The organism is Nocardia coffeae (assembly GCF_019890715.1).
Classification (GTDB): domain Bacteria; phylum Actinomycetota; class Actinomycetes; order Mycobacteriales; family Mycobacteriaceae; genus Nocardia; species Nocardia jiangxiensis.
The window spans coordinates 195,675-219,128 of the sequence record NZ_JAINZY010000010.1; the positions used below are offsets into that span (position 1 = coordinate 195,675).

A 23,454-nucleotide genomic window follows, 5' to 3' on the forward strand; every position below is an offset into this window, starting at 1 on the left:
GGTCTCCTGTTCTGCTGCTGCCGTCATCGACGGTTCGGGTCGGTGTGCGCGGCGGCGATGACATCGCGCCCGTAGGCGCGCACCGCATCGCACGCGGCCGCGAGGTCCCCGCCCGGGATGCGCACGACGAACCAGGTGGCCCCGGCATCACCCAGTTCGCCGAGATGGTGTCGATGCTCGTCGATGGAAAGTGTTGCGCGCCGGGCGAAGTCGGTCTGCGGCGAATGGACCTGGACGTCGATCCGGTCCGCGGCGCGACCGGCCTGCTCCAGCAGTTCGCGCAGTTCGGCCACAGCCGTCGCCAGCTCGTCCGGCGAGCTCAGGGCGGCGGTCCGCGCGGTCTCGGCGAGCCGCTCGCCGAGCAGCAGCGGAGCCCAGCCCTGGCCTGCCCGCGCGACCCGCTGTCGAGCCTTGCGGCTGTTGCCGCCCACCCAGATCGGCGGATGCGGACGCTGCGTCGGCCCGGGGAGGCTGACCTGGCCACGGGCGGTGAAGTGCCGCCCCTCGATCCGGTAGGACTCGGCCTTCCACAGTTCGCCGAGCACTTCGAGCGCCTCGTCCAACAGCGCTCCCCGCTCCTGGAAATCGACTCCGACAGCGCCGAATTCGGACCGCAGATAACCGCCGCCCACGCCGATCGTGAGCCTGCCGCCGGAGAGCCGATCGACCGTGGCGATGGTCTTGGCCGTCAGCAGGGGGTTGCGGTAGGGGAGCACGAGCATGTAGGTCAGCAGCCGGATCCGCTGTGTCGCGGCAGCGCAGAAGGCAAGGGCGGCAAGTGGATCCAGGCTCGCATGACCGCCGCCGGAGAACCATTTCGCGGACGGGGCCGGATGTTCGGTGAACGCGACCGCATCGAACCCCGCCTCCTCGGCGGCGCGGACGAATCGCGTCATGCCCCTCGGGTCCGTACAGTTCCGGGTCGCAGTCCCGCTGCCCGACCGGATGTTCGACCGTGAATCGCACGCGCACTCCCAGAGTTGATCAAAAGAGTATCATAATATATCAACTGCCCTCGCCTGGGTCGGCTGAATTCAGCACGATCGAGCCGCCAGGCGATGTATTCAATATCCTGTATTGACCAATCTTGTGTGGAGGAGTCACCATGGGCGTGCGTGGTCTCGATCGCGGGGAGCGCTCGGCCCTGATCATCAACGAATGTCAGAACGCCATGATCAACGGGGATTTCAGCCAGAACGCGGGCCTGGTCGAACAGATTCGGGTCCGGAACGTCGTCGCACACATCGCCGAGCTGGCCGATGTGTGTCGCCGCACCGGAACGCTGGTCGTGCACTCGACCATCGTGCTGCGGCCCGACGGCCTGGGAACCGTGTCGTCCTGCCTGCTACTGGGTGCGCTGGCCAAGCGCGGCAGGTGTGTGCAGGGCTATCCGGACGCCGAGATCCATCCGGATCTCACCCCCGACGACCGCGATTACGTCCTGCGCAGAGTGCACGGCCTCTCGCCCTTTCACGGCACCGAACTCGAATCGGTCCTGCGGCAGCGGGAGGTTCGCACGGTCGTCGTCGCGGGAGTTTCCACCAATATCGGCGTCCCGGGGACCTGTCTGGAGGCGGTCAACCGCGGCTTCGGCGTGGTCGTGGCCGAGGACTGCATCGCGGGCAGCTCACGCGAGATCCACGATTTCCAAGTGGCGCATACGTTTCCGCTGCTGGCCACCGTCGCCACGGCCGATGACATCGCCGCGACACTACGTGTGAACGGACCCGGATCGGCCGTTGCCGCGGGTTGACATCGACAGGTTCACATCCTGTCCCCGGAACCACCCGTGGGGCAGTCACCACATCTCGAGGAGTTCGAATGCGTCTGCACAACAAGGTCGCCGTGATCACCGGCGCGGGTTCGGGTATCGGCGAGGCGATCGCGCACCGGTTCGCCGCGGAGGGGGCGTACGTGGTCGGCGCCAGTATCAGCGGCAGGGCTGAAAAGGTCGCCGCCGAAATCGGCGGCAGCGCAATAGGAATCAAGGCCGATGTCGGCGACGAGGACGACGTGCGGCGACTGATCACCACGGCGGAGGATGCCTTCGGCCGCATCGACATCCTGGTGAACAACGCCGGGTTCGGTGGCGGCCTCATGCCGTTGCACGAGCAGACCACCGAGAACTGGGACCGCGTGCACGATGTGAACCTCAAGGGCGTGTTCTTCTGCATGAAGTACGGCGTGCTGTCGATGCGGAGAACCGGCGGCGGTTCCATCGTGAACATCTCCTCGGCGACCTCGCTCGTCGGTTTCAAACACCACTCCGTGTACGGTGCGGCCAAAGCGGGCGTCAATCAGATGACCAGGGCCGCCGCCCTGGACTACGCCGACGATCGGATCCGGGTGAACGCGGTATGTCCCGGCACGATCTGGACCGGTTTGGTCCCGATGTCGCAGGAGTCGCCGGAACCGCCGCCCGGGGTCGACCGGGTGCCGGGAATTCCGATCGACCGATGGGGTCTGTCCGACGAGATCGCCTCGGCGGCACTGTTTCTGGCCAGTGACGAAGCCTCCTACATCACCGGTGCGGCGCTGCCGGTGGACGGCGGCTACTCGATCGGCTACTCCGGGATGGGCGCGGAGAATCCGGGCCGCTCGATCGACTGAACCGCAGGATTGCCGCCAGGCGGCTGCCGTGATGCGACGTAGAAAAAAGTGTATCGATTGATATCGGGACTCGCGGTGGGGGTGTATGGTGATCGTAATTATTCTGACCGATCGGTACAACTTACCGAGCCTCGTCGCCGCCCGGTCGCGGGCGGCGGGTGTGCGATAGGAGTCCTGCCCCATGACCGAGAACGTTCCCCAGGCCGCCGCCGGTTCCGCCGACGCGCCCGATCTGTATGCCCTGGGCATGGAGACGATGGGTTCGATCGTGGGCGCCGCCTACCCCGGCAGTTCGATGTCCGCCGATGACCTGCGAGACGGCCTGTTCGCCGACGAGATCACCGAGATCGGCCTGGTCGGAGTGTGGGCGGCGCTGTGGGCCCGCAAGGGTCTGAGCAAGCGCGACCGCAGCCTCGTGACGCTGGGCATCCTGATCGCGCTGGGCGCGGAGGACGAGCTCGGCAGTCATGTGCGGATCGGGTTGGGCAACGGGCTCACCGAGGACGAGATCGCCGAGGTCGTCTATCACTCCAGCGGTTACGCGGGCTTCCCGCGCGCGATGGCCGCGCGGAAGGCGGCCCGTGCCGCACTCGGACAGAACGCCAACATCAGCTGATTGAGTGGACTTATTTATCAGGAGAGGAGTCCCGGTGACACATGAAGGCAGGAATGCGGTCGTAACCGGCGGCGGGCGCGGGATCGGTCGCGCCATCGCGACCGTGCTCGCGGCCCGGGGTGCGGCGGTCGCGGTGTGGGATCTGAACGAGACCGACGCCGAAGAAACCGTCGCGCAGATTCGGGAGGCGGGCGGGAAGGCGATCGCCGTCATCGGCGATGCGGCCGACGCGGCGACCGTCAAGCGGTCCGCGGAGCAGACCCGCGCGGAACTCGGGCCGGTGACGATTCTGGTGAACAATGCTGGTATCACCAAGTATTCGGCATTTCTGGATCTCACCGAGGAGAACTGGGACCGGATAATCCGGGTCAATCTCAAGGGCCCGTTCCTGGTCACCCAGGCGCTCATTCCCGATATGCTCGAGGCGGGCTGGGGGCGGATCGTGAACATCTCCTCGTCCTCGGCACAGACCGGTGGCCCGGCGGTGACCCATTACGCGGCGTCCAAGGGCGGCGTGGTCGGTTTCACCAAGGCCCTCGCGCTCGAATTCATCGAGAAGGGCATCACCGTCAACAATGTCCCGCCCGGGACCGTGGACACTCCGCTGATGCGCGAGGGATTCGATCCCGAGCAGATCGCACCCGCCATGCCGATGAAACGTGTCGGGCAGCCCGAGGACATCGCGTACGCGGTCGCCTATCTCGCGTCCGAGGAAGCGGGTTACGTGACGGGCCAGACGCTCAGCGTCAACGGCGGCCGGTATTTCTTCTGAGCGGCGACGCCTGCTCGGAACTCCGCAAGAAATGACATCACTCTGGACGCCACCCCGTTCCAGGGAATTACCGAGGTGACGAAAATGACCGAAACCGTGACTGATTCCGGACGGGCCGATCAGGCGCCGGATTTCCCGGCACCGAGGTCGGTGGAGAACCCGTTCGAGCCGCCGCCGGGGCTGCTCGAACTGCACGACCCGGACAAGCCCATCCGTCGTGTCACGATCTGGGACGGCACGACGCCGTGGCTGGTCACCGGCCACGCCGCGCAACGTACGTTGCTGATGGATCCGCGCCTGAGCGCCGGGATCGGGCGGGCGGGATATCCGCACACCACCGAGGCGATGAAGGCGCACGCGGCCGAGATGCGGCCCTCCATCAACAACACCGACGGTCCGGAGCACGCTCGGTGGCGCCGGATGCTGACCAGCTCGTTCACCCGGCATCGCATGGAGAAGTTGCGTCCGGCCATTCAGAAGATCACCGACGACCTGATCGACAAGATGCTGGCCGGTCCCAATCCGACCGAACTCAACGAGGTCCTGTCGCTTCCGCTGCCGTCGCTGATGATCTGCGAACTGCTCGGCGTGCCCTACGGGGATCATGATTTCTTCCAGGAACATGCGGGAGTCGTCAACGCGGTCAACAAGACTCCTGAGGAGTCCGCGGCCACGAACGCGGCGCTGCTGAAGTACATCGGCGGCCTCATCGAGGCCAAGATGGACGATCCGCAGGAGGACGTCCTGTCCGACCTGGGCGCGCGCGTCAAGGAAGGCGTGCTCAGCATGGACGAGGCCGCGCCGCTCGGGCATATTCTGCTGGTCGCCGGTCACGACACCAGCGCCAATATGATCACCCTCGGCACCGCACTGCTGTTGCAGCACCCTGACCAGCTCGCGGCACTGCGGGAGAATGCGGACGATCCGAAATACGTGGTGAACGCGGTCGAGGAATTGCTGCGCTATCTCACCATTCCGCATCTGCTGGCCCGGCGTGCGGTGGCCGAGGACATCGAGTTCGGCGGCGAGACGATCCGTAAGGGCGAGGGCATCATCGCCTCGCTGCCGGCGGCGAACTGGGATGCCGATGCTTTCCCGGAGCCGGGTGTGCTCAACCTGGCTCGCACCGCCTCGCACCATCACGCATTCGGATGGGGTCCGCACCAGTGCGTCGGTCAGCAGTTGGCGCGTATCGAATTGCACGTCGTGTTCAGCACGCTGTTCCGGCGTATTCCGACGCTGCGGCTGGCGACCAGCGTGGCAGAACTGCGGTTCAAGGAGGACTCGCAGGCCTACGGCATCTACGAGCTTCCGGTCGCCTGGTAGCGACCAGCCGGAAAAAGAAAAAAAATTGGAGATCTCCATGTCCGATCACGAATTCCAGGTGACTCGGCTGTATCACCCGAGCCATCATGTGCCCAGCCTGAGCGAGGCCGAAGCGTGGTTCGAGCGGGTGTTCGGCCGCAAGAGCCGGCCGATGGCCGAGATGACCCGCGATGCTCCGGCCAGCCCCGGGTATCCGACAAACTATTCCACCTTCACCCCTATCAACGACGTTCTGTTCGATACCATCGACCCGAAGAACTATGTGCTGGACGGCATTCAGCGCTACCCCACGGTCGACGAGCCGCATCTGAAGGGGTTCGGCTGGTACGTGAAGGATGCCGTTGCGGCGTATCGCGCCCTGCGGAGCCTGGACATCGCGATGGTCGGGCAGATGGATCAGGTCGCCGACGGCGAGGATCCGCCCAGCGCGCCCGGCTCGCCGATGCCGATCTACTTCACCACGCCCGAGAGCGCCGGACTGCGGTACGAATTCCTGCCGCAGATCCCGTTCCCGCTCGACCACCGGCTGGCCGAGGGCTGGCAGCTGCCGCCGGTCTCCGACGACGACCCGCTGGGTCTGGAACGGTGCTCGCACCACACGGTGCTGACCGATCGGCCCGAACGTGGCCTGAAGGTGGTCGTGGATGGACTGGGCGGCAAGGTGATTCACGAGGGACGCAACGAAGTTCTCGGTGCGCGAAGCACATACGTGCATCTCGCCGACGCGGTGTTCGAATACGCCGTGCCCGATCCGGACACGGCCGCACACGCGGACTGGATCGGCAACGCGCCCAACGACACCTATCACACGATCACCTGGAAGGTGGCCGATCTGGATCGGGTCGCGAACCAGTTGCAGGCACAGGGGATCGGCATCCGTACCCGGACCGACGAGGTGATCATCGTCGAGCCGAAGAACGCTCTCGGTATTCCCTGGGGCTTCACCACGCAGCTCACCCCCGGCGATCCCCGGAGTGCGCGATGACGAAATCCACCGTGGACATCGATGTGGATGTCCTCGTCGTCGGTGCCGGCGTCACCGGAATCGAGCAACTCCATCGCGCCCTGGAGGCCGGATTCTCCGCCCAGCTCCTGGAGGCCGGTGACGGCGTCGGCGGGGTCTGGTACTGGAATCGGTATCCCGGCGCGCGCCTGGATTCGGAGAGCTACACCTACGGCTACCTGTTCTCCGAGGAACTGTTCAAGGGCTGGGAGTGGCAGGAGCGATTCGCGGGGCAGCCCGAGAACGAGCGCTACTTCAACTACGCGGTCGACAAGCTGAATCTGCGACCGCACATTCGTTTCGGCGCGCGGGTCACCGCCGCGGAGTTCGACGAGTCCTCAGCGACCTGGCTGGTCCGCGCGAGCGACGGGACCGAGTTGCGCACGCGATTCCTGGTCTCGGCCACCGGTGTGCTGTCCATCCCGGTTTTCCCGAATATTCCCGGCCGCAACGACTTCCGTGGCGTGCAGCACCACACCGGCCTGTGGCCGGACGAGCCGGTCGACTTCCGCGGCAAGCGCGTCGCGGTGATCGGCACCGGATCAAGTGGCGTGCAGGTGATTCCGGCGGTGGCCGATGAGGTGGCCTCGCTGACGGTGTACCAGCGCTCACCCAACTGGTGCACCCCGCTGGGCAACGAACCCATCGGCGCGCAGCAGCAGGCCGAGTTGAAGGCCGGATTCGAGCAGATGCGCGAGACGCTCGACGAATCCGTCAGCGGTTTCCTGCATCAACTCCAGGAAACGAACACCTTCGACGTCCCCGCCGAGGAACGCCGCGCCTTCTACGAGAAGATGTGGACCAGTCCAGGCTTCTCCAAGGTGATCAGTCACTACGCGGATACGATGAACGACCCGGCCGCGAACGCCGACTGGTGCACGTTCATGGCCGAGAAGATCCGCGAGATAGTCAAGGATCCGGACACCGCCGAGAAATTGATTCCGCGCGATCACGGCTGGGCCGGTAAGCGCCCGCCCTTCGTGACCGGCTATTTCGAGGTCTACAACGACCCGAAGGTCTCGCTGGTCGATCTGCGGGATACGCCCATCACCCGGGTGACCGAGTCGGGCATCGAGACGACCGACGGGCTGCGCGAATTCGACATCATCGTGTGGGCCTCCGGATTCGATTTCGGCACAGGCGCTTTGAACCGGATGGGGATTCGCGGTCGTGGCGGTCTGGCGCTCGAGGAGTACTGGGCCGACGGGCCGCACACCTTCGCCGGGGTGATGGCGCACGGTTTCCCGAACTTCTTCTTCCCGGCCGGTCCGCACGGCGCGGCGGGGAACAACCCGCGGTACGGCGGGGATCAGGTCCAATTCGTCGACGAGCTGATCCGGTTCGCCCGCGACCACGAGTACACCGCGATCGAGGTGCCCCTGGAGATCGAGGACGCGTGGAACCGGATGGTCGCGGAGATGTCCGTCTACTCCTCCTTCGGTGACCACAGTTATTTCTACGGCACGAATATCGAGGGCAAGCCGAAGGCATTCCTGCTCAACCCGGCCGGTCGGCCCAAACTGCGCGAAGCGCTCGGCGAGGTCCTGGAATCCAAATACCAGGGCTTCCTGGGATGAGGTGAAAGAAAATATGGAGAAATACAGGTTCGACGATCGGGTCGCGGTCGTCACCGGAGCGGGGCGGGGCATCGGGCGCGCGTACGCACGCCTGCTCGGTGAACTCGGCGCGAAGGTCGTGGTGAACGATTTCGGCGGCGCGATGGACGGGTCGGGCTCGGATTCCGGTCCCGCACAACAGGTTGCGACCGAGATCAACGACGCGGGTGGTGCGGCGGTCGCCGACACCAGCGATATCTCGACCGTGGCGGGCGGCGCGTCCCCGGTGCAGACCGCGCTCGAGCAGTTCGGGCGGATCGATATCGTGGTCAACAACGCGGGTAACGTCCGGTTCGCCGGACTGCCCGAGGTGGACGTCGACAATATCGAGAGCCATCTGGCCGTCCACGTGAAGGGCGCGTTCAATTCCATCCACGCGGCCTGGCCGCACATGGTCGAGCAGAATTACGGCCGCATCGTCATCACCAGTTCGATCGGAATGTTCGGGCTGCCGGACAATCTCGGCTACGCCGTGGCCAAATCGGCGGTTCTGGGCATGGCCAAGAGTATGACGGTGTCGGCCGGTGACCGGGACATCAAGATCAATGTCATCGCGCCCAACGCGATGACGCGGATGGCCGGGGGAGAGTCCGAGGGAATGGACTCGCTGCGGGAAGAGGGCCGCGACACCACGGACATCATGGATCCGGCCCTGGTCGCGCCGATGGTCGGCTATCTCGCCCACGAGGCGTGCGAGGTCAGCGGTGAGGCGTATCTCGCGGGTGGCGGGCGGTTCGCCCATCTGTTCGTCGGCGTCACCGACGGCTATCTGCCGGCGGATCCGCACGCGACCACCGTCGACGACGTCGCGGCCAATCTGGTTCGCATCAAGGACCGTTCGGATTACTACGTGCCCACCAGTCTCCTGGATTGCGTGGGGCATTACATGGCACATCGAGCAGGAGACGCGTGATGAGTGACGAAAAGGTCTGGCCCCAACACGAACTCGGCAAAGAGCTGAACAACTGGGGTCGCTGGGGTGCGGACGACGAGGTCGGTACGCTGAACTTCGTCACGCCCGAGAAGCGTGTTCGGGCAGCGCAACTCGTGCGGACCGGCAAGGCGTTCGATCTCGGCATGTCCTTCGACAGCGAGGGGCCGTTCAAGGGCGCGGGGTTCCGCAACAACCCGGTCCACGTCATGACGCTGCTGCCCTCGGACACCGCGAGTTCGCCCGACGGCATGATCTCCGCCGACGACATGGTCATCACGGGTCTGCAGTCCGCCACCCAGTGGGACGGCCTGGCGCATGTGGGCTACGGCGGGAAGTTCTACAACGACGTTCCCGCCGCCGCGGTGAACAACTTCACCGGCGCGGCGCGCAACTCGTTCCCCAAGGTGGTCGACCGGCTCATCTCCCGTGGTGTGCTGCTGGACATTCCGGCGGTGAAAGGCGTCGACCGCCTGGAGGATTCGTACCAGATCACCGAGGCGGACGTGCTCGCCGCGGAGGAGCGTCAGGGGGTGCGCGTCGAATCCGGCGATATCGTCTGCCTCCGTACGGGTTCCTACAAGTGGTTCCTCGAGGGCGATCGCGAACGTTTCCTCGGCAACGCGCCTGGCCCCTGTATCGACATGTGCCGGTGGTTGCACGATCGTGAGGTCGCCGCGCTGGCGATCGACAACTCCACCGGTGAGTCGTGGCCCAGCCCGATCGAGAACGCGATCATCCCGTTCCACCAGGTCGTCATCCGCGATATGGGCCTGACCCTCGGCGAGATGTTCAACTTCGAGGAACTGGTGCGGGACTGCGAGCAGGACGGCGTGTGGGAGTTCATGCTCTGCGCGACCGGCCTGAAAGTGACCGGCGCGGTCGGCTCCCCACTCACGCCCATCGCCCTGAAGTGATCTGCGGGACAGCGAAATCCGCTTCGAGGGCGCGGATTTCGCTGTCCACCGCGGGTGTGGACGGTGAGGTGCGGTCGTCTGAAAAGTGTTCTCAATCACGCTCGAACGACATTCGATCGGAAGTCTCGGTAGTCGGGAGCCCGATCGGTGTGAATCGAATTCCGATTAATACAGAAGGCATCTCGGCGTAACCCGATGATCGGGCCGACGCGCTCGCGCGCTCTCCGTTTGACGAGTCCGGTGGCCGATGGAAATATAAGTATCATCAATCGATATCATGTGTTTCGCATCGGCTGCGTGGTGACTGCGCGCGGCAGCGGGACATCGCCAGCCGTGCCGAAAGGAATCCCGCAATGGCGGACGAGAGCAAGACGGCCGATTTCTTCCTGGGGACGGAGTTGCTCGCCGACCCGTATCCCTACTTCGACGCGTTGCGCGCGCAGTGTCCGGTGCAGCGGGAAGATCACCACGGCGTCTACATGGTGACCGGGTACGAGGAAGCGCTCGCCGTGCTGAACGACACCGAGCACTTCTCCTCCTGCACCTCGGTGACCGGCCCGTTCCCGGGGTTCCCGGTTCCGCTGGAGGGCGATGACATCAGCGAGCAGATCGAGCGGCACCGCGACGAGCTGCCGTTGAGCGATCAGCTGCCGACGTTCGATCCGCCGATGCACACCCAGCATCGGGGTCTGCTGATGCGCCTGATCACGCCCAAGCGCCTCAAGGAGAACGAGGATGCCATGTGGGCGCTCGCCGATCGGGTGCTCGACGACTATCTGGCCGCGGGCTCGGGAGATTTCATCCGCGACTTCGCCGGACCGTTCACCCTGTACGTGATCGCCGATCTGCTGGGCGTGCCCGAGGACGACCAGGCCGAATTCCTGCATGCGCTGCAACGGGATCCGCATCGGGAAGGGCCCGGCGTCGGCAATGTCGACGGCGAGGCGATGGAGCACAATCCGATCGAATTCCTGTACGAGAAATTCTCCGCCTACATCGAGGATCGTCGCCGCGAGCCGCGCGGCGACGTCCTCACCAGCATGGCCACCACCGCATTTCCGGACGGCACGGAGCCGGAGGTGATGGATGTGGTCCGGGTGGCGGCGAATCTGTTCTCCGCGGGCCAGGAAACGACCGTGCGACTGCTCAGCACGGCGCTGCGGCTCATTGCCGAACGTCCCGATCTGCAGCGGTGGCTTCGTGAGGACCCGAGTCGCACAACGAATTTCCTCGAGGAGGTGCTGCGCACGGAGAGTCCGGTCAAGGGCGACTTCCGGCTCTCGCGCGTCCCGGTCACCGTCGGCGGCGTGGATCTGCCCGCGGGAACGACGCTGATGGTGGTCAACAGTGCGGCCAATCGCGATCCGCTCCGTTTCGAAGACCCCGCGACGTTCGATCCCGCGCGCTCGAATGCGCGCTCGCACATCGCATTCGGTCGCGGAATCCACACCTGCCCGGGTGCGCCGCTGGCCCGCGCCGAGGCTCGAGTGGCCCTGGAGCGGCTGTTCCAGCGCACCACCGACATTCGCATCGACGAACGAGTGCACGGTCCGGCGCAGGCGCGCGAATACGAGTACGTTCCGACCTTCGTGCTGCGCGGGCTGACCGCGCTGCACCTGGAATTCGATGTGGTGGAAGGGGTTTCCCGGTGAAGGTGGAGGTCGACGCGGACCGGTGCCGCGGGCACGGCATCTGTCTGACCATCTGTCCGGAGGTCTTCACGCTGACCGACGACGGCTACGCCGAAGCGGTCGCGGAGGTCGACCCCGGGTTCGAAGCTGCGGTACGCGAGGCCGAACGCGGTTGTCCGGAGCGCGCCATCGTCCTCGGGTGACTTGCCACGGTGCCGGGGTGAATGTCGAATCATTCACCCCGGCAGCGTGTTTCATACACCGCTCACGGCCTTGGCCATGGCCGTGAGCGCTTGGTCGCGCGGCATGGTCAGGAGTTGTTCGAACTGTCGCCGGTAGTGCTCGCTGGGGACGTGCGTCGGCCCGTGCCGGAGGTGTTCCAGGGCCGAGGCGGCGACGTCGTCGGGGGACATCAGATCGTGCAGGTTGGCGGGGTCGATGCCCTGCAGTCGCGGAGCCTCGGTGTCGGTCGCGCCGGGGCACAGCGTCAGAACGTCCAGACCCAGCGGAGTCAGCTCACCCCACAAGGCTTCGCCGAGTGCGGTCATATACGCCTTGCTCGCCGAATAGCCCGCGGAGAACGGGCATCCGAGGAATCCCTCGACCGAACTGGTGAACAGGATTCCGCCGCGTCCGCGCTGTTTCAGGTGCGGGATGAGCCCGTGTGCGAGCTGGGTGGGGGTGTGGCAGTTCACGGTCATCATGTCCGTGAGCGTTCCGGCGTCGCCGAGTTCGAACGCGCCCTTCACGCCGAATCCGGCGTTGCTGACCAGCAGTCCGACGTCGAGGGTGGCGACCGCGTCCACGATCCCGGCCGCGGCCGTCGGATCGGCCAGGTCGGCCTGCTGCACCGTGACCCGGACACCGTGCGCGCTGCTCAGCTCCTCGGCGAGCTGCTGCAATCTGTCCAGGCGGCGAGCGACCAGCACGAGATCCATTTTGCGCGTTGCCAATTGGGTCGCGAACGAGCGGCCGATGCCCGAGGATGCGCCGGTGATCACCGCGACCGGTCCGTAGCGGTGTGCGAAATCGTCCATGTCGGTCCTCATCCGTTCGATGGTTCGGAGGTCTGTGGCTGCTGACGAGGCGGTGTCGGGTCGTCCGTTGGCCGATCCGAACCGGTGTGTCATATGCACGCTACATGTATCATGCATAGGTGCGAGGGTGAATCCACCTGCCGACCGTTGCTGCGGTCTGCCGGTTCCTGTAGATCAGTACTCTGATTGCATTGGATTGTCGAGCCGGCTATCTCTTTTGTCTTCGAGAAATGCTCGATCTCTGGTGTTCGGGTCCGAAATCCTCCAGAATCAGGATCATGAATCTCCGCTCATCGTGCGGAGAGCTCGAAGGAAGGATGGCTCGGTGGCCAAGGCGTATGTGATCGTGACCGAGGACGTGCACGATGCGGCGGGCATGACCGCGTACGAGCGGGCAGCGGGAGCATCGATGATGGATGGCGGCGTCTCGGTGCTGTCGGTCGATTCGAATCCGGAGGTACTCGAGGGCTCCTGGCACGGCACCCGGACGGTGGTGATGGAGTTCGCCTCGGTGGAGGCCGCGCACGCCTGGTACGACTCGGAGAGCTATCGGCAGGCCAAGCCGCTGCGGCAGGCCGCGGCCGACTGCAATGTGGTCATCGTGGCGGGTTTCGAAGTGCCGCACCATGACTGAGTTCGAACTCTCCTGCGCGCTGCCGCCGGGCCCGGCCTTCGCCGACCTGGCCGTGCTGGCGGAATCGCTGGGCTACGCGCGGATATGGATCAACGATTCCGCGCCGCTGTGGGAGGACCCGTTCGTCCATCTCGCCCTGGCGGCCGAGCGAACGAGCCGGAGCCGATTCGGGATCGCGGTCGCGATACCCACCCAGCGCTCGGAGATGGCGATGGCCGCATCGATCGCGACCGTCGCCCGGATTTCCGCCGACCGCCTGCGGGTCTGCTTCGGGACGGGTTTCACCGCCCGGCTGGCGATGGGGCAGCGGCCGATGCCCCTGGATGCTCTGGCTCGCTACACCAGTGCGGTCCGTGGGCTGCTGGCCGGGGAGACGGTCGTCATCGACGAGAAGCCCGCCCGGATGCTGCACGCCGACGGACTGACCGCGTCCCGTCCGATCGAAGTTCCGTTGTGGCTGAGCGTATTCGGTCCGCGCGGGGCACAGGTGGCGAGCGCCGTGGCGGACGGCGTCATCGGACCGGTACATCCATCCCTGCCCACGGCCACCATGGTCTCGGGAACGGTGCTCGAGCCGGGGGAGTCTCCGCAGGACCTTCGGGTACGCGAAGCGATCGGACCGTGCCGAGTCGTTCGCTGGCACTCCGCGTACGCCCACGGCGGACCCGCGGCGGTGGATGCCCTGCCGGGTGGCTCGACCTGGCGTCAGCAGCTGGAAACCCTTGCCCCGCAAGCAGAACGCCATTTGCTGGCTTTCGAAGGCCATCACACCCACCTGACCGATCGCGACCGCGGCCTGCTCGACCACATCGACACCACCACGATGGTCGGCGACCGAGACCGGCTCGCTGCGGAATTGGCCGGGCTGGCCGCCGCAGGATTCCGTGAGGTGATGTACCTGCCGACCGGCCCCGACGTACCGCGCGAGCTACGCGCTTTCGCCTCGATCCGGCACTGACCCGTGCACCGGTGCGTGATGCGGCTCGAAGACCGCTGCTACCAAGGAGTTCGATGATGACCGGTGGTGATATGCGGCCCGCACTGCGGCTGGCGGCACGGGAGATCCCGGTGCCGGAGTCGGTCAGCGCGCAGGCGCGGGCCGTGCTGGCTCTCGGCCGGATCGCACCCGAACCGCAGTGGCCGCCACTGGACGATCCGGATGCCTGGCGGGCCCTGATCGCCGAACTCGACGGCGCCACACTACGGATGGCGCCCGGATCGGGTGCGACCGCCGAGGTCGAGCAGATCGCGGTCGGACCGGCCCGCGTGTACGCGATCACCCCGGACGGCATCGCACCGGACGACCGCCGCGTCTATCTGGAAATTCACGGTGGCGGATTCGTCCAGGGCGGCGGTGAGATCTGCCGGATCCGTGGCATCGACAACGCGTACCGGGTGGGTGTTCGTTCGTGGTCGGTCGACTACCGCATGCCGCCGGATCATCCGTTCCCCGCGGCATCGGACGACTGCCTGGCCGCCTACCGTGCCCTCCTGGCGCAGCGGTCACCGGAGGAGATCGTGATCGGCGGCGTCTCCGCGGGCGCGAACCTGGCCGCCGCGACGGTGCTGCGCGCCCGCGACGAGGGACTGCCGATGCCCGCGGGAGTCGTATTGGCAACGCCCCCATCGGATCTGAGTGGATCGGGGGACACCTGGCAGACCAACCTGGGGTTGGACAACCTGCTCGGCTCGGCCACGCCGCTACAGCTGTACGCCGCCGGTCACGACCCGCGCGACCCGTATCTGTCGCCGGTGTTCGCCGACTTCCACCGGGGTTTCCCGCCGACCATCCTGCTCTCGGGCACCCGCGACGTGCTGCTGTCCGACACCGTCCGCCTGCACCGTGCCCTGCGCGCCGCCGACATCCCCGCCGACCTGCACGTCTGGGAAGCCGCGGGGCACGGCGGTTTCCTGGGCCGCGCCCCGGAGGACGACGAACGCACCCGGGAGATCCGCCGTTTCCTCGCGACCTGCTGGGAGACACAGCCGACTCGGCCGTGAGGCGATCCGGGGCCGATGACGGCCCCGGCGCTCGGTTCCGACCGGAAGGTCCGGGTGGTCAGCCCATCGTCTTGGCGCCGTCGATGGCCTCGCGAATGATGTCGGCATGGCCGGCGTGCTGGGCGGTCTCGGCGACGATGTGCAGCAGCGCCCGCCGGACCGTCCAATGGGTGTCCTGGTTCCACGGCGCCGTGGGCAGTTCGCGGACGGCGTTCAGATCGGGTGTGGTGGCGACGATTTCGTCGGTACGCGCGGCCACCTCCGCGTAGGCGGCGAGGATGTCGGCCAGGGTGTCACCCGGCAGCATCTGGAACTCGTCGGCGCGCCGGGTCCAGTCCTCCTCGGTCATATCGTCGAAATCCTTCATCGCCGACCTGCCCTGCACGATGAAATCCACCCAGCCGCGTTCCACCGCGGTCACGTGCTTGATCAGGCCGCCCAGGCACAACTCGCTGGACGTCGGGCGCAGCGCGAGCTGCTCGTCCGACAGCTCGCGAACGGTGAAACGCAGGAAGTACCGAGCCTGGGCGATCTCCGCGAGCAGGTCCGCGCGCTCGCCGGTCAGGGCGCCGTCGGTCTTCGGGGTGCTCAGGGTGGCGTGGTCGGCCATGGTGTTCGTCCTCCGTGTGATCGGTGTTCGTTCGGTTCGAGGACAACGCTATGACCCATAGCGGTCACTTTTTGACCTAAAGGAACCCCATAATCGAAATATGGCGAATACGAGCACGCGGACGCTCCGCCTGCTGTCCCTGTTGCAGACGCACAAGTACTGGCCCGGCTTCGAACTGGCCGAGCGGCTCGAGGTGTCGGCGCGAACCCTGCGCCGGGATGTGGATCGGCTACGGGCGCTGGGTTATCCGGTGGAGGCGCGCCGCGGATCGGACGGCGGTTATCAGCTCGCTGCGGGCGCCGCGCTACCGCCGTTGATGGTCGACGACGAAGAGGCGGTCGCGCTGGTGGTCGGTCTGCAAGCCGCCACGGGGACGACCGCGCCCGGCGTGGCGGAGGCGTCGGTGCGCGCGCTGGCCAAGCTGGTGCAGGTGATGCCGCCGCGGTTGCGCCGCCGGGTGCAGGCCGTGCGGGCGATGACCATCGCGGGCGGTTGGAGCGGTCAGCCCGGTCCGGCCGTCGATACCGGTGTCCTCACCACGATCGCGCTGGCCTGCCGCGACACCGAACGGCTCCGTTTCGGCTACACCGCCGCCGACGGCCGCGGGACCGATCGGTACGTGGAACCGCATCGGCTGGTCTCGCTGGGGCGGCGGTGGTATTTCGTGGCCTACGACCTGACCCGCCACGACTGGCGCAGTTTCCGGGTGGACCGGGTCGTCGACCCTGAGACCGACGGTTCCCGTTTCCTGCCCCGCGATCTCCCCGCGGCCGACGCCGCCGAGTTCGTCCGGTCCGGCATGGACAATCTGCCCGGAGTCCATCGGGTGGAGGCGCTGGTGCATGCCTCCGCCGACACGATCCGCGAACGGATCGGCCGCTGGTGCACCATCGAAGAACTCGATGCCGAGCACTGCCGGATCTCGATCACCGCCGACTCGCTGGACTGGGCGACCATGGCCCTGGGCGTGGTCGACGCCGAGTTCCGCATCCTGCATCCCCCGGAACTGATTGCGCACGTACAGAATTGGGCCGATCGCTTCCAACGCGCGTCGAGCGCCGACGTTACGGAAGGGCAGGTGCGGAGTCCGGGAAGATCTGCCACCCCAGGGACAACGCGTCCAGCAGATTCCGTTTGAACGTGCGCGCGGTGCGGCTGTCGCCGGCACGTGGTCGCAGGTTTTCCCGAATCACCTGCACGAATCGCCAGCGGGTGATGCCGAAGTTCACCAGCAGCTCATCGGCGCTCGCTCCGCCGAACGGGGCCCACTGGATCGCGAAGCGGATCAACGCCTTCGCGTCGGCGTCGAGCGATCTGGACTTCGCCAGGAAATCGCACTGGTGCAGGCAGGATCGGACCCAGATCGGGTCGCAGGGTCTCTCGCCGGTCGTCTCGGTCATCGGTGTGTTTCCTTTTCGAGCGTCGGTATGTCGGATCGGTGGTTCATCGGGCTCGTCGGGCAGGGTCGGGTCGGTCGAACGGATCGTGAACACCGGGAATCGGTCGCGGGCCGCGTCGGGCGTGAACCGCACTCGCACCGGCCCCTCCGCCGGCGCGGGGACCTCGCCGTCGATCGTCGTGTACATCCACGGGCCGTCGTCGAGTTCGATGATGGCCATCGTCGATGTCTCCCACTCGTCGGAATCGGAGTCCTTGCGTGGCCGGTGCACGACCTTCCACGACACGATCGAGCCCTCGCCGGACGAGATCACCCATTCCAGCGCGGTGGACCGGCACCCCGTGCAGGTGACGATCATCGGAGCGAGCCGCAATCCGCAGGTGAGACAGTGCCTGATCTGCAATGCTCCGTCACGGTGCCGAACGGCAGCATCACCGGTGGATCGTGGCTGGTTCGGTTCGTGATATTCCATCAGGGGTCCTGCAGTGAGCGCGGTGACAAAGTGTCCAGATAAAGAATGCGATCCAGAACACACCCGCACATCGGTAGAACTACCGGTTACATACCTGCTTCCGGAGCATGCGTATGCCCGGATCACGCGCCGGGAGGACGTAATGGTCAGCCGTTGTCGTTCTGCCCGACGACCCAGGCCGCGATCTGCGCGCGGGAGGTGTATCCGAGCTTGGTCAGGATGTGCTCGACGTGGCCCTGCGCGGTCCGCTGCGAGATCACCAGCTTCGCGGCGATCTGCTTGTTCGTCATGCCCTGGGCGACCAACTGCGCGACCTGCTCCTCACGTCTGGTCAGCGCCGTGGAGACCGGTGCGGGAGTACCGCCGGGGGAGGGCGGATCGCCGAGCGCGACCCCGACGGCCGCATCCCTGGTCATCGCGTGCCCGGCGCGGACGGCCCGGTCGAATCCGCGATCTCCGAGGTCGTGCCGCGCCGAGTGCACACATTGCTCGTGGCAGGACACCATCTCGGGGGTGTTGAGCCAACCGATGCCCGCCGATCGGCCCAGGTGTTCGGCGGCTCCCAGCAGCACCGCCGCACGCTCGGCACGCCCCTGACCGGCATCGATCCAGGCCAGGAATTCGATACCCGTGGCAGCGGTGACCGGGCTGTGCATGCCGGAGTCCAGGCGCAGCGCCTGCTCCAACGCGCGCCTCGACTGGTCCGCGTCGCCGCGTTGCCAGGCGACCTGGCCCATGACCAGCAGTGCGTACGACCGCTGAACCGTTTCTCCGCAGGCTTCGGTCACGTCGATGACCCAGCGCAGTGTCGCGATCGCTCGCTCGGAATCGCCGCTCGTCTGGTACGCGAGTCCACGGATGATCGCGGCGGAAACCTGGAGACGGCGTTTACCGAGCGAGGAGAACACCTCCGCGGCCGACTCCAATGTGGAGCAGGCATCGGTGAACTCACCTCGGAGCAGGACACACAGCGCCTCGCCCATACCAGCCCATGCGCGGGACAACGGGTCCGCTGTCCGGTCGGCGATCGTCCGGGCCCGCGCGATCAGGGTCGCTGCCGAGTCGAGGTCGCCCTGCAGCGCGGCCATCGAACTCGCGGAGAACAGGGCTTCGACCCGGTCCCGCGGGGACTGCCGTCCGGGGTGGTTCAGCATGCGGCTGATCCACCGTCCGCACTCGTCGTAGCGGCCTCGCGCCTGCCAATACAGGATCAGCGCGTTGACCATGCGTATTCCGATATCGGCCGCCGCTTCGCCGCGATCGGTGAGAGACCACTCGAGCGCCTCGCGCAGATTCGACTGCTCTCGTTCGACGCGTTCGATCCAGTCGAGTTGCCGATCGCTGAGCCATCCGGCTTCCGCGTCGAACGCCATCCGCGCGTACCAGTCCCGGTGGGCGCTGCGCAGGCGCGAATAGTTCCCGCTGTGCCGCAACCTGTCCGCGCCGTATTCGCGAAGCGTGTCCAGCAGCCGGAATCGCACGACACCGTTCGTCTCCTCACGGATCACGATCGACTTGTCCACCAGGGAACTCAGCGTGTCGAGGGTGCTCTGCGCGGCAGGGTCGCGGCCGCGGACCTGCTCGGCCGCGTCGAGTTCGAAGCCGCCGGCGAACACCGAGAGTCGTTGCCAGAGAAGCTGTTCGGCTTCGGTGCACAGCTCGTAACTCCAGTCGATGCTCCACCGCAGGGTCTGCTGCCGCACGGGCGCGTCCCGGCTGCTCCGGGTGAGCAGTGCGTAGCGGTCGGTCAATCGCTCGAGAATCTGGGCCGGCGACATCGCCCGCAGTCGAGCCGCGGCGAGTTCGATCGCCAGTGGCAGCCCTTCGAGCCGCGCGCAGATCCCGGCTATGTCGGCCTTGTTCGATTCGGTGATCTCGAAGCCCGGCACGGTCTCGGCGGCGCGTTCGGCGAACAACGACACGGCATCGTATCGGGGTAGCCCGCGCAGCGATGCCTCCCGATCCTCGGCCGGGACCGTCAGCGGCGGCACGCGCAACACGGCTTCGCCGCGGATGTCCAACGGCTCGCGGCTGGTCGCCACGATCCGCAACTCGGGGCAGGCGCGCAACAGCGTCGTCGCCAGGTCGGCCGCGGCCGCGACGACGTGTTCGCAGTTGTCCAGAATCAGCAGGCTCTTTCGTTCGCCGAAGAAGCCGAGCAGGACATCCTGCATCGGTTGCGCGTTCCAGTCGCCCACACCGACCGCGGTCGCCACCACATTCATCAGGAGGGAGGCGTCTCGCAGCTCACCCAACTCGACGAGCCAGGTGCCATCGACGAATTCCCGCCGCATGCTCTCGGTCGCCCGCAACGCCAGCCGCGTCTTACCGACACCGCCCGTGCCGGTCAGCGTCACCAGCCGCGATGCGGACAGCAGGTTCTTCAGTTCGGACAGTTCGCTGCGGCGGTTGATGAAACTGGTCAGCTCGACCGGGAGCGCTTCGTCGCCGTGGCGGGCCACCGGCCCCGACCGCCGCGCCGCGAAGGGCAGCGGCGACAGTGCGTTCCCGGCCGGTGGATCCGCCCGCAGGGCCATCGCGTCGGTCGCAATGCCGTGCAGCGACTGGATACTTCGAAGCCGCTCGCCGAACGCCTCGGCCGTCGGGCGCTCGCGCGGGTCCGCGGACATGGCCGCCTCGACCGCCGCGGCGACATCCTCCGGCATATCGTGCCCGCGCAGGTCGGGCGCCGGTTGACTGGTGATGCGGATGAACTGGGCGACCACGTGTTCGCCGCTGTGCCGTTCGAATGCGGCGTACCCCGACAGCACGGTGAACAGCGTCGCGCCGAGGCCGTAGACATCGGATACCGGACTCGGCGGATCGCCGGACAACACCTCGGGCGCGGTGTAGGCGGGGGAGCCGGTGACGGCGCCGGAGGTCGTCCGGAAACCGCCCGCGATATGCGCGATACCGAAATCGGCCAGGGCCGGCTCGCCGTAGTCGGTCCACAGGATGTTCGCCGGTTTCACGTCGCGATGCACGATGCCCGCGCGATGCGCGGTTTCCAGCGCGCCGGCGATCTTCACCCCGAGCCGCAGCCCCGCCGCGACCGGCAGCGCGCCGCGCTGCCGGATCTGCGACTCGAGCGAGCCGTGGGCGTGATACGGCATCACCAGGTAGGGGAGTCCGCCTTCGGTCACCCCGGCCTGTAGCACGCCGACGATGTTCGGATGCGCCGTGAGCTGGGCCATCGCCCGCTGCTCGCGAAGAAACCGCGCCCGGTCGATCTCGTCGAAGTCGGTCGTCAGGATCTTCACGGCGACGGTGCGTTCCAGGCTGATCTCGGTGCAGCGGTACACGACGCCGAACCCACCTCGGCCGATCTCTTCGGCATCGCCGAATCCGGCCGCTCGCAACTCATCGGCGACGTTCGGAATGATCGCCCGCTGAGTCGTCAACGGGTCGTTGTTCTGTGTTCCACTGTCCGAGCCCATCAGCCTCACCAAGGAATATCGGTTTGCCAGAGGCTCACCCAGGATATCCCGAACGGCACATCTCACAGTGGAAGAAGTGAATTCGACCCGTTGCGGGTTATTCGCCGCGAGCGCTCGGTGTGCCGAGTTCGGTGAGCGGGGTGCGGTAGGTCTCCCGGGCGGTGAACGCCGCTGCGGCGGACAGGGCGCAGGCGACCGCGACCAATATCGCCACCGGCAGCCAGTGGGTGCGGCTGTTGCCGACCAGCGTCCAGGCGATCGTCGGGGCGAATCCGGCCAGGGCGAAACCGATCTGGGTGCCGATCGCCATGCCGGAGAAGCGGATCCGGGTGGCGAACATCTCGGCGTAGAACGTGGGCCACACGGCATTCGGCGCGCTGTAGCACACGCCGATCAGAATCAGCGCGGCCAGGTAGATCAGCAGGGTGTTACCGGACATGATCGCGGTGAAGTAGACGAAAATCATGATGCCGCAACCGATCACACCGCTGATGAACACCGGGCGACGCCCGATCCGGTCGGCCAGTATCGCCAGCAACGGCTGCATGATCAGCGCGAGCACGTTGGCCGCCACCGCGACCAGCAGCATGGTGGTCTTGGACACCCCGACCGCGTGTCCGGTCGCGAAGGCCAGGCCGAACACCGCGAACACCGTGCTGACCACCGCGATGAACGAACACAGCACCACGCGCAGCAGATCGGCCGGTTGGGTCCGAAGCAACTGTGCGACAGGGAATTTCGCGATCGCGTCACTGCGCTGCTCGGCCCGGAACACCTCGGGCTCCTCGAGGCGTCGCCGCACGACATAGGCCAGGACCACCACGACGACGCTGCACCAGAACGGAATTCGCCAACCCCAGCTGATCAGCTGCTGGTCCGGCAGATCCGCGACGGCCAGGAACACCATCGTCGCGAGGATGAATCCGGCCTGCGTGCCGGTGAGCGTCCAGCTGGTGAAGAAGGCGCGGCGGCCCGCAGGTGCGTGTTCCAGGGTCAGCGATCCGGCGCCGCTCTGTTCCCCGGCCGCGGAAATACCTTGCAGCACACGCAATATCACCAGCAGAATCGGCGCGAGCACACCGGCGGTCCGATAGGACGGCAGGCAGCCGATCAGGAAGGTGGCCGATCCCATCGCGGTCACGGTCAGCAGCATGATCCGCTTGCGACCGACGCGGTCGCCGAAATGTCCGAGGATCACCGCGCCGACCGGTCGGGCGATGTAGGCGACGCCGAAGGTCGCCAGGGACAGCAGTGTGCCCGTGGCCGGATTCGCCGCCGGGAAGAACACCTTGCCGAAGACCAGCGCCGACGCCGAGGCGTAGATGTAGAAGTCGTAATACTCGAGCGTGCTGCCGAGGAAACTCGCGATCGCGGCCCGGGTGACGCGCCGGGTGTCCGGCGGCGTGGGTGCGGGGCGGTGCGCGTCGACGCTGGCGGGCATATCTGACTCCTGATCTATCTGCGCTGCACTTCGGTTGGGTAGCGCTGTCGCGCTGTGCGCTGCACTGCGCTGCTGGGGCTCGGTGCTGTGTGGATTCGGCGCCGCGTCGACGCATGTGTTCGCGATGCAAACACATGTTCGTTATGCGATCGTAAGCACTGTAACCCCGGTCACTCGGGTACTGCAATAGTATTAACTAAATAGTTCATAACAGGTAGATGCGGGGTGGTTGTTCGCCGGGTTCGAGCCCCGCGAGGACGGGTCGACGGGGCTCGCGGCGTCGGCGGGGTGAGTTCAGTCGGGCCGGGTCAGCAGGAAGCTGACGACGACGTCGCCGAGCATGGTTCGCAGGTGTTCGCGCAGGTCGGGTGCGGTCAGGTCGCGGTCGAACAGCGCCTGGAAGGTGTATCGGTTGGCCACCCGGAACACGCAGTAGCTGCTGATCAGCATGTGGATGTCCAGGGCGTCGACGTCGGTGCGGAACAGGCCCGAGTCCTGCCCCTGGCGCAGGATGTGGGTGAGCAGGTCGACCGCCGGGGCGCCGAGTCCGGCCAGCGCCGGGGAGCGCTGGATGTGCTCGCCGCGCAACATGTTCTCGTTCGCCACCATCCGGATGAACTCCGGATGCTGCTCGTGGTGGTCGAAGGTGAGTTCGGCCAGCGCGCGGATCGCGGCGATCGGTTCGAGTCCGGTGATGTCCAGCGTCTGCTCCAACTCGCGGATCAGCCGGTACGAGCGCTCCAGGACGGCTCGGTAGAGCGTTTCCTTGTCGGTGAAGTAGTAGTAGATCATCCGCTTGGTGGTGTGCGTGCGCTGCGCGATATCGTCCACGCGCGCACCGGAATAGCCCTTGTCGGCGAATTCGGCGGTGGCGATGTCGAGGATGTCCTCGCGGGTGAGGTCCTTGTTGCGCCGCCGCTTCGGCGCGGGCGCGGTTTCCGTCCGGTTCGGCGACATTCCGTCACTGTATCCGGCGTCGGCCCGGTCCGGCCGCGGCACTG

At 66.5% G+C, this 23,454-nt stretch carries 22 protein-coding genes; 15 read left to right on the forward strand and 7 right to left on the reverse strand.

Annotation, left to right across the window (positions count from 1 at the left end; all coding sequences use genetic code 11):
• Nucleotides 1-23: 23 nt before the first annotated feature.
• Nucleotides 24-947 carry an LLM class F420-dependent oxidoreductase gene (locus K7711_RS31385; RefSeq protein WP_308015048.1) on the reverse strand — a complete coding sequence of 308 codons (924 nt, stop codon included), beginning with the start codon at nucleotides 945-947 and terminating at the stop codon, nucleotides 24-26.
• A gap of 158 nt (nucleotides 948-1,105) precedes the next feature.
• Between K7711_RS31385 and K7711_RS31390 the strand changes: the two genes are divergently transcribed.
• The 11 genes from K7711_RS31390 (at nucleotide 1,106) to K7711_RS31440 (ending at nucleotide 11,625) form a co-directional block, all read left to right on the forward strand.
• Nucleotides 1,106-1,753 (forward strand): cysteine hydrolase family protein, encoded by a 648-nt coding sequence (locus K7711_RS31390; RefSeq protein ID WP_222973687.1) that lies wholly within the window; start codon nucleotides 1,106-1,108, stop codon nucleotides 1,751-1,753.
• Between the two features lie 68 nt (nucleotides 1,754-1,821).
• Nucleotides 1,822-2,610 carry an SDR family NAD(P)-dependent oxidoreductase gene (locus K7711_RS31395; protein WP_222973688.1) on the forward strand — a complete coding sequence of 263 codons (789 nt, stop codon included), beginning with the start codon at nucleotides 1,822-1,824 and terminating at the stop codon, nucleotides 2,608-2,610.
• A gap of 256 nt (nucleotides 2,611-2,866) precedes the next feature.
• Complete coding sequence (locus tag K7711_RS31400; protein WP_372460208.1) at nucleotides 2,867-3,226, forward strand: carboxymuconolactone decarboxylase family protein; 360 nt, start codon at nucleotides 2,867-2,869, stop codon at nucleotides 3,224-3,226.
• A 34-nt stretch (nucleotides 3,227-3,260) separates the two neighbouring features.
• On the forward strand, nucleotides 3,261-3,998 hold the full coding sequence (locus K7711_RS31405; protein WP_222973690.1) for an SDR family NAD(P)-dependent oxidoreductase: 738 nt from the start codon (nucleotides 3,261-3,263) through the stop codon (nucleotides 3,996-3,998).
• An 84-nt stretch (nucleotides 3,999-4,082) separates the two neighbouring features.
• Nucleotides 4,083-5,324, forward strand: a complete 1,242-nt coding sequence (locus K7711_RS31410; protein ID WP_222973696.1) for a cytochrome P450 — start codon at nucleotides 4,083-4,085, stop codon at nucleotides 5,322-5,324.
• A gap of 37 nt (nucleotides 5,325-5,361) precedes the next feature.
• A complete protein-coding gene (locus K7711_RS31415; protein WP_222973702.1) occupies nucleotides 5,362-6,309 on the forward strand; it encodes a hypothetical protein in 948 nt (315 codons plus the stop codon).
• A complete protein-coding gene (locus K7711_RS31420; protein WP_222973704.1) occupies nucleotides 6,306-7,904 on the forward strand; it encodes a flavin-containing monooxygenase in 1,599 nt (532 codons plus the stop codon). The genes K7711_RS31415 and K7711_RS31420 overlap by 4 nt, the downstream gene beginning before the upstream one ends.
• A gap of 13 nt (nucleotides 7,905-7,917) precedes the next feature.
• Nucleotides 7,918-8,856 (forward strand): SDR family NAD(P)-dependent oxidoreductase, encoded by a 939-nt coding sequence (locus K7711_RS31425; RefSeq protein ID WP_222973706.1) that lies wholly within the window; start codon nucleotides 7,918-7,920, stop codon nucleotides 8,854-8,856.
• A complete protein-coding gene (locus K7711_RS31430; RefSeq protein ID WP_222973707.1) occupies nucleotides 8,856-9,791 on the forward strand; it encodes a cyclase family protein in 936 nt (311 codons plus the stop codon). Before K7711_RS31425 ends, K7711_RS31430 begins: the two co-directional genes overlap by 1 nt.
• A gap of 353 nt (nucleotides 9,792-10,144) precedes the next feature.
• Nucleotides 10,145-11,443, forward strand: a complete 1,299-nt coding sequence (locus K7711_RS31435; protein WP_222973709.1) for a cytochrome P450 — start codon at nucleotides 10,145-10,147, stop codon at nucleotides 11,441-11,443.
• Nucleotides 11,440-11,625, forward strand: a complete 186-nt coding sequence (locus K7711_RS31440; protein ID WP_222973710.1) for a ferredoxin — start codon at nucleotides 11,440-11,442, stop codon at nucleotides 11,623-11,625. The genes K7711_RS31435 and K7711_RS31440 overlap by 4 nt, the downstream gene beginning before the upstream one ends.
• Before the next feature lie 51 nt (nucleotides 11,626-11,676).
• On the opposite strand, the gene K7711_RS31445 is transcribed toward K7711_RS31440, so the two are convergent.
• Complete coding sequence (locus K7711_RS31445; RefSeq protein WP_222973712.1) at nucleotides 11,677-12,471, reverse strand: SDR family NAD(P)-dependent oxidoreductase; 795 nt, start codon at nucleotides 12,469-12,471, stop codon at nucleotides 11,677-11,679.
• A 313-nt stretch (nucleotides 12,472-12,784) separates the two neighbouring features.
• On the opposite strand from K7711_RS31445, the gene K7711_RS47920 reads away from it, so the two are divergent.
• Genes K7711_RS47920 through K7711_RS31460 form a run of 3 tightly spaced genes read left to right on the forward strand, consistent with a single transcriptional unit; the run spans nucleotide 12,785 to nucleotide 15,094 of the window.
• On the forward strand, nucleotides 12,785-13,093 hold the full coding sequence (locus tag K7711_RS47920; protein ID WP_308015037.1) for a DUF1330 domain-containing protein: 309 nt from the start codon (nucleotides 12,785-12,787) through the stop codon (nucleotides 13,091-13,093).
• The gene (locus K7711_RS31455; protein ID WP_222973714.1) at nucleotides 13,086-14,051 is read left to right on the forward strand and encodes an LLM class flavin-dependent oxidoreductase; all 966 of its coding nucleotides are present in this window, start codon (nucleotides 13,086-13,088) and stop codon (nucleotides 14,049-14,051) included. The genes K7711_RS47920 and K7711_RS31455 overlap by 8 nt, the downstream gene beginning before the upstream one ends.
• 56 nt (nucleotides 14,052-14,107) lie before the next feature.
• Nucleotides 14,108-15,094: an alpha/beta hydrolase gene (locus K7711_RS31460; RefSeq protein WP_222973716.1), complete on the forward strand. Its 987-nt coding sequence runs from the start codon at nucleotides 14,108-14,110 to the stop codon at nucleotides 15,092-15,094.
• Nucleotides 15,095-15,152: 58 nt separating this feature from the next.
• On the opposite strand, the gene K7711_RS31465 is transcribed toward K7711_RS31460, so the two are convergent.
• The gene (locus K7711_RS31465; protein ID WP_222973718.1) at nucleotides 15,153-15,704 is read right to left on the reverse strand and encodes a DinB family protein; all 552 of its coding nucleotides are present in this window, start codon (nucleotides 15,702-15,704) and stop codon (nucleotides 15,153-15,155) included.
• A gap of 100 nt (nucleotides 15,705-15,804) precedes the next feature.
• Here K7711_RS31465 and K7711_RS31470 point away from each other — a divergent pair, with 100 nt between their 5' ends.
• Nucleotides 15,805-16,842, forward strand: a complete 1,038-nt coding sequence (locus K7711_RS31470; RefSeq protein ID WP_222973719.1) for a helix-turn-helix transcriptional regulator — start codon at nucleotides 15,805-15,807, stop codon at nucleotides 16,840-16,842.
• On the opposite strand, the gene K7711_RS47925 is transcribed toward K7711_RS31470, so the two are convergent.
• From K7711_RS47925 to K7711_RS31490, 4 genes are all read right to left on the reverse strand, one after another.
• A complete protein-coding gene (locus tag K7711_RS47925; RefSeq protein WP_235748074.1) occupies nucleotides 16,769-17,575 on the reverse strand; it encodes a Zn-ribbon domain-containing OB-fold protein in 807 nt (268 codons plus the stop codon). The genes K7711_RS31470 and K7711_RS47925 overlap by 74 nt on opposite strands.
• 146 nt (nucleotides 17,576-17,721) lie before the next feature.
• A complete protein-coding gene (locus K7711_RS31480) occupies nucleotides 17,722-21,012 on the reverse strand; it encodes a protein kinase domain-containing protein (RefSeq protein WP_222973727.1) in 3,291 nt (1,096 codons plus the stop codon).
• Nucleotides 21,013-21,109: 97 nt separating this feature from the next.
• On the reverse strand, nucleotides 21,110-22,453 hold the full coding sequence (locus K7711_RS31485) for an MFS transporter (protein ID WP_222973729.1): 1,344 nt from the start codon (nucleotides 22,451-22,453) through the stop codon (nucleotides 21,110-21,112).
• 294 nt (nucleotides 22,454-22,747) lie between these two features.
• Nucleotides 22,748-23,410, reverse strand: coding sequence for a TetR/AcrR family transcriptional regulator (locus tag K7711_RS31490; RefSeq protein ID WP_040832104.1), 663 nt, complete (start codon nucleotides 23,408-23,410; stop codon nucleotides 22,748-22,750).
• Nucleotides 23,411-23,454 lie beyond the last annotated feature (44 nt).

Bases quoted from the DNA above. Each gene is read 5' to 3' on its own strand.
- K7711_RS31395 (WP_222973688.1), top strand. From the start codon at position 1,822: ATGCGTCTGCACAACAAGGTCGCCGTGATCACCGGCGCGGGTTCGGGT.
- K7711_RS31430 (WP_222973707.1), top strand. From the start codon at position 8,856: ATGAGTGACGAAAAGGTCTGGCCCCAACACGAACTCGGCAAAGAGCTG.
- K7711_RS31445 (WP_222973712.1), bottom strand. From the start codon at position 12,471: ATGAGGACCGACATGGACGATTTCGCACACCGCTACGGACCGGTCGCG.
- K7711_RS31485 (WP_222973729.1), bottom strand. From the start codon at position 22,453: ATGCCCGCCAGCGTCGACGCGCACCGCCCCGCACCCACGCCGCCGGAC.
- K7711_RS31425 (WP_222973706.1), top strand. From the start codon at position 7,918: ATGGAGAAATACAGGTTCGACGATCGGGTCGCGGTCGTCACCGGAGCG.
- K7711_RS31400 (WP_372460208.1), top strand. From the start codon at position 2,867: ATGGGTTCGATCGTGGGCGCCGCCTACCCCGGCAGTTCGATGTCCGCC.
- K7711_RS31455 (WP_222973714.1), top strand. From the start codon at position 13,086: ATGACTGAGTTCGAACTCTCCTGCGCGCTGCCGCCGGGCCCGGCCTTC.
- K7711_RS31420 (WP_222973704.1), top strand. From the start codon at position 6,306: ATGACGAAATCCACCGTGGACATCGATGTGGATGTCCTCGTCGTCGGT.
- K7711_RS31410 (WP_222973696.1), top strand. From the start codon at position 4,083: ATGACCGAAACCGTGACTGATTCCGGACGGGCCGATCAGGCGCCGGAT.
- K7711_RS31460 (WP_222973716.1), top strand. From the start codon at position 14,108: ATGACCGGTGGTGATATGCGGCCCGCACTGCGGCTGGCGGCACGGGAG.
- K7711_RS47925 (WP_235748074.1), bottom strand. From the start codon at position 17,575: ATGGAATATCACGAACCGAACCAGCCACGATCCACCGGTGATGCTGCC.
- K7711_RS31435 (WP_222973709.1), top strand. From the start codon at position 10,145: ATGGCGGACGAGAGCAAGACGGCCGATTTCTTCCTGGGGACGGAGTTG.
- K7711_RS31465 (WP_222973718.1), bottom strand. From the start codon at position 15,704: ATGGCCGACCACGCCACCCTGAGCACCCCGAAGACCGACGGCGCCCTG.
- K7711_RS31480 (WP_222973727.1), bottom strand. From the start codon at position 21,012: ATGGGCTCGGACAGTGGAACACAGAACAACGACCCGTTGACGACTCAG.
- K7711_RS31470 (WP_222973719.1), top strand. From the start codon at position 15,805: ATGGCGAATACGAGCACGCGGACGCTCCGCCTGCTGTCCCTGTTGCAG.
- K7711_RS31490 (WP_040832104.1), bottom strand. From the start codon at position 23,410: ATGTCGCCGAACCGGACGGAAACCGCGCCCGCGCCGAAGCGGCGGCGC.
- K7711_RS31390 (WP_222973687.1), top strand. From the start codon at position 1,106: ATGGGCGTGCGTGGTCTCGATCGCGGGGAGCGCTCGGCCCTGATCATC.
- K7711_RS31415 (WP_222973702.1), top strand. From the start codon at position 5,362: ATGTCCGATCACGAATTCCAGGTGACTCGGCTGTATCACCCGAGCCAT.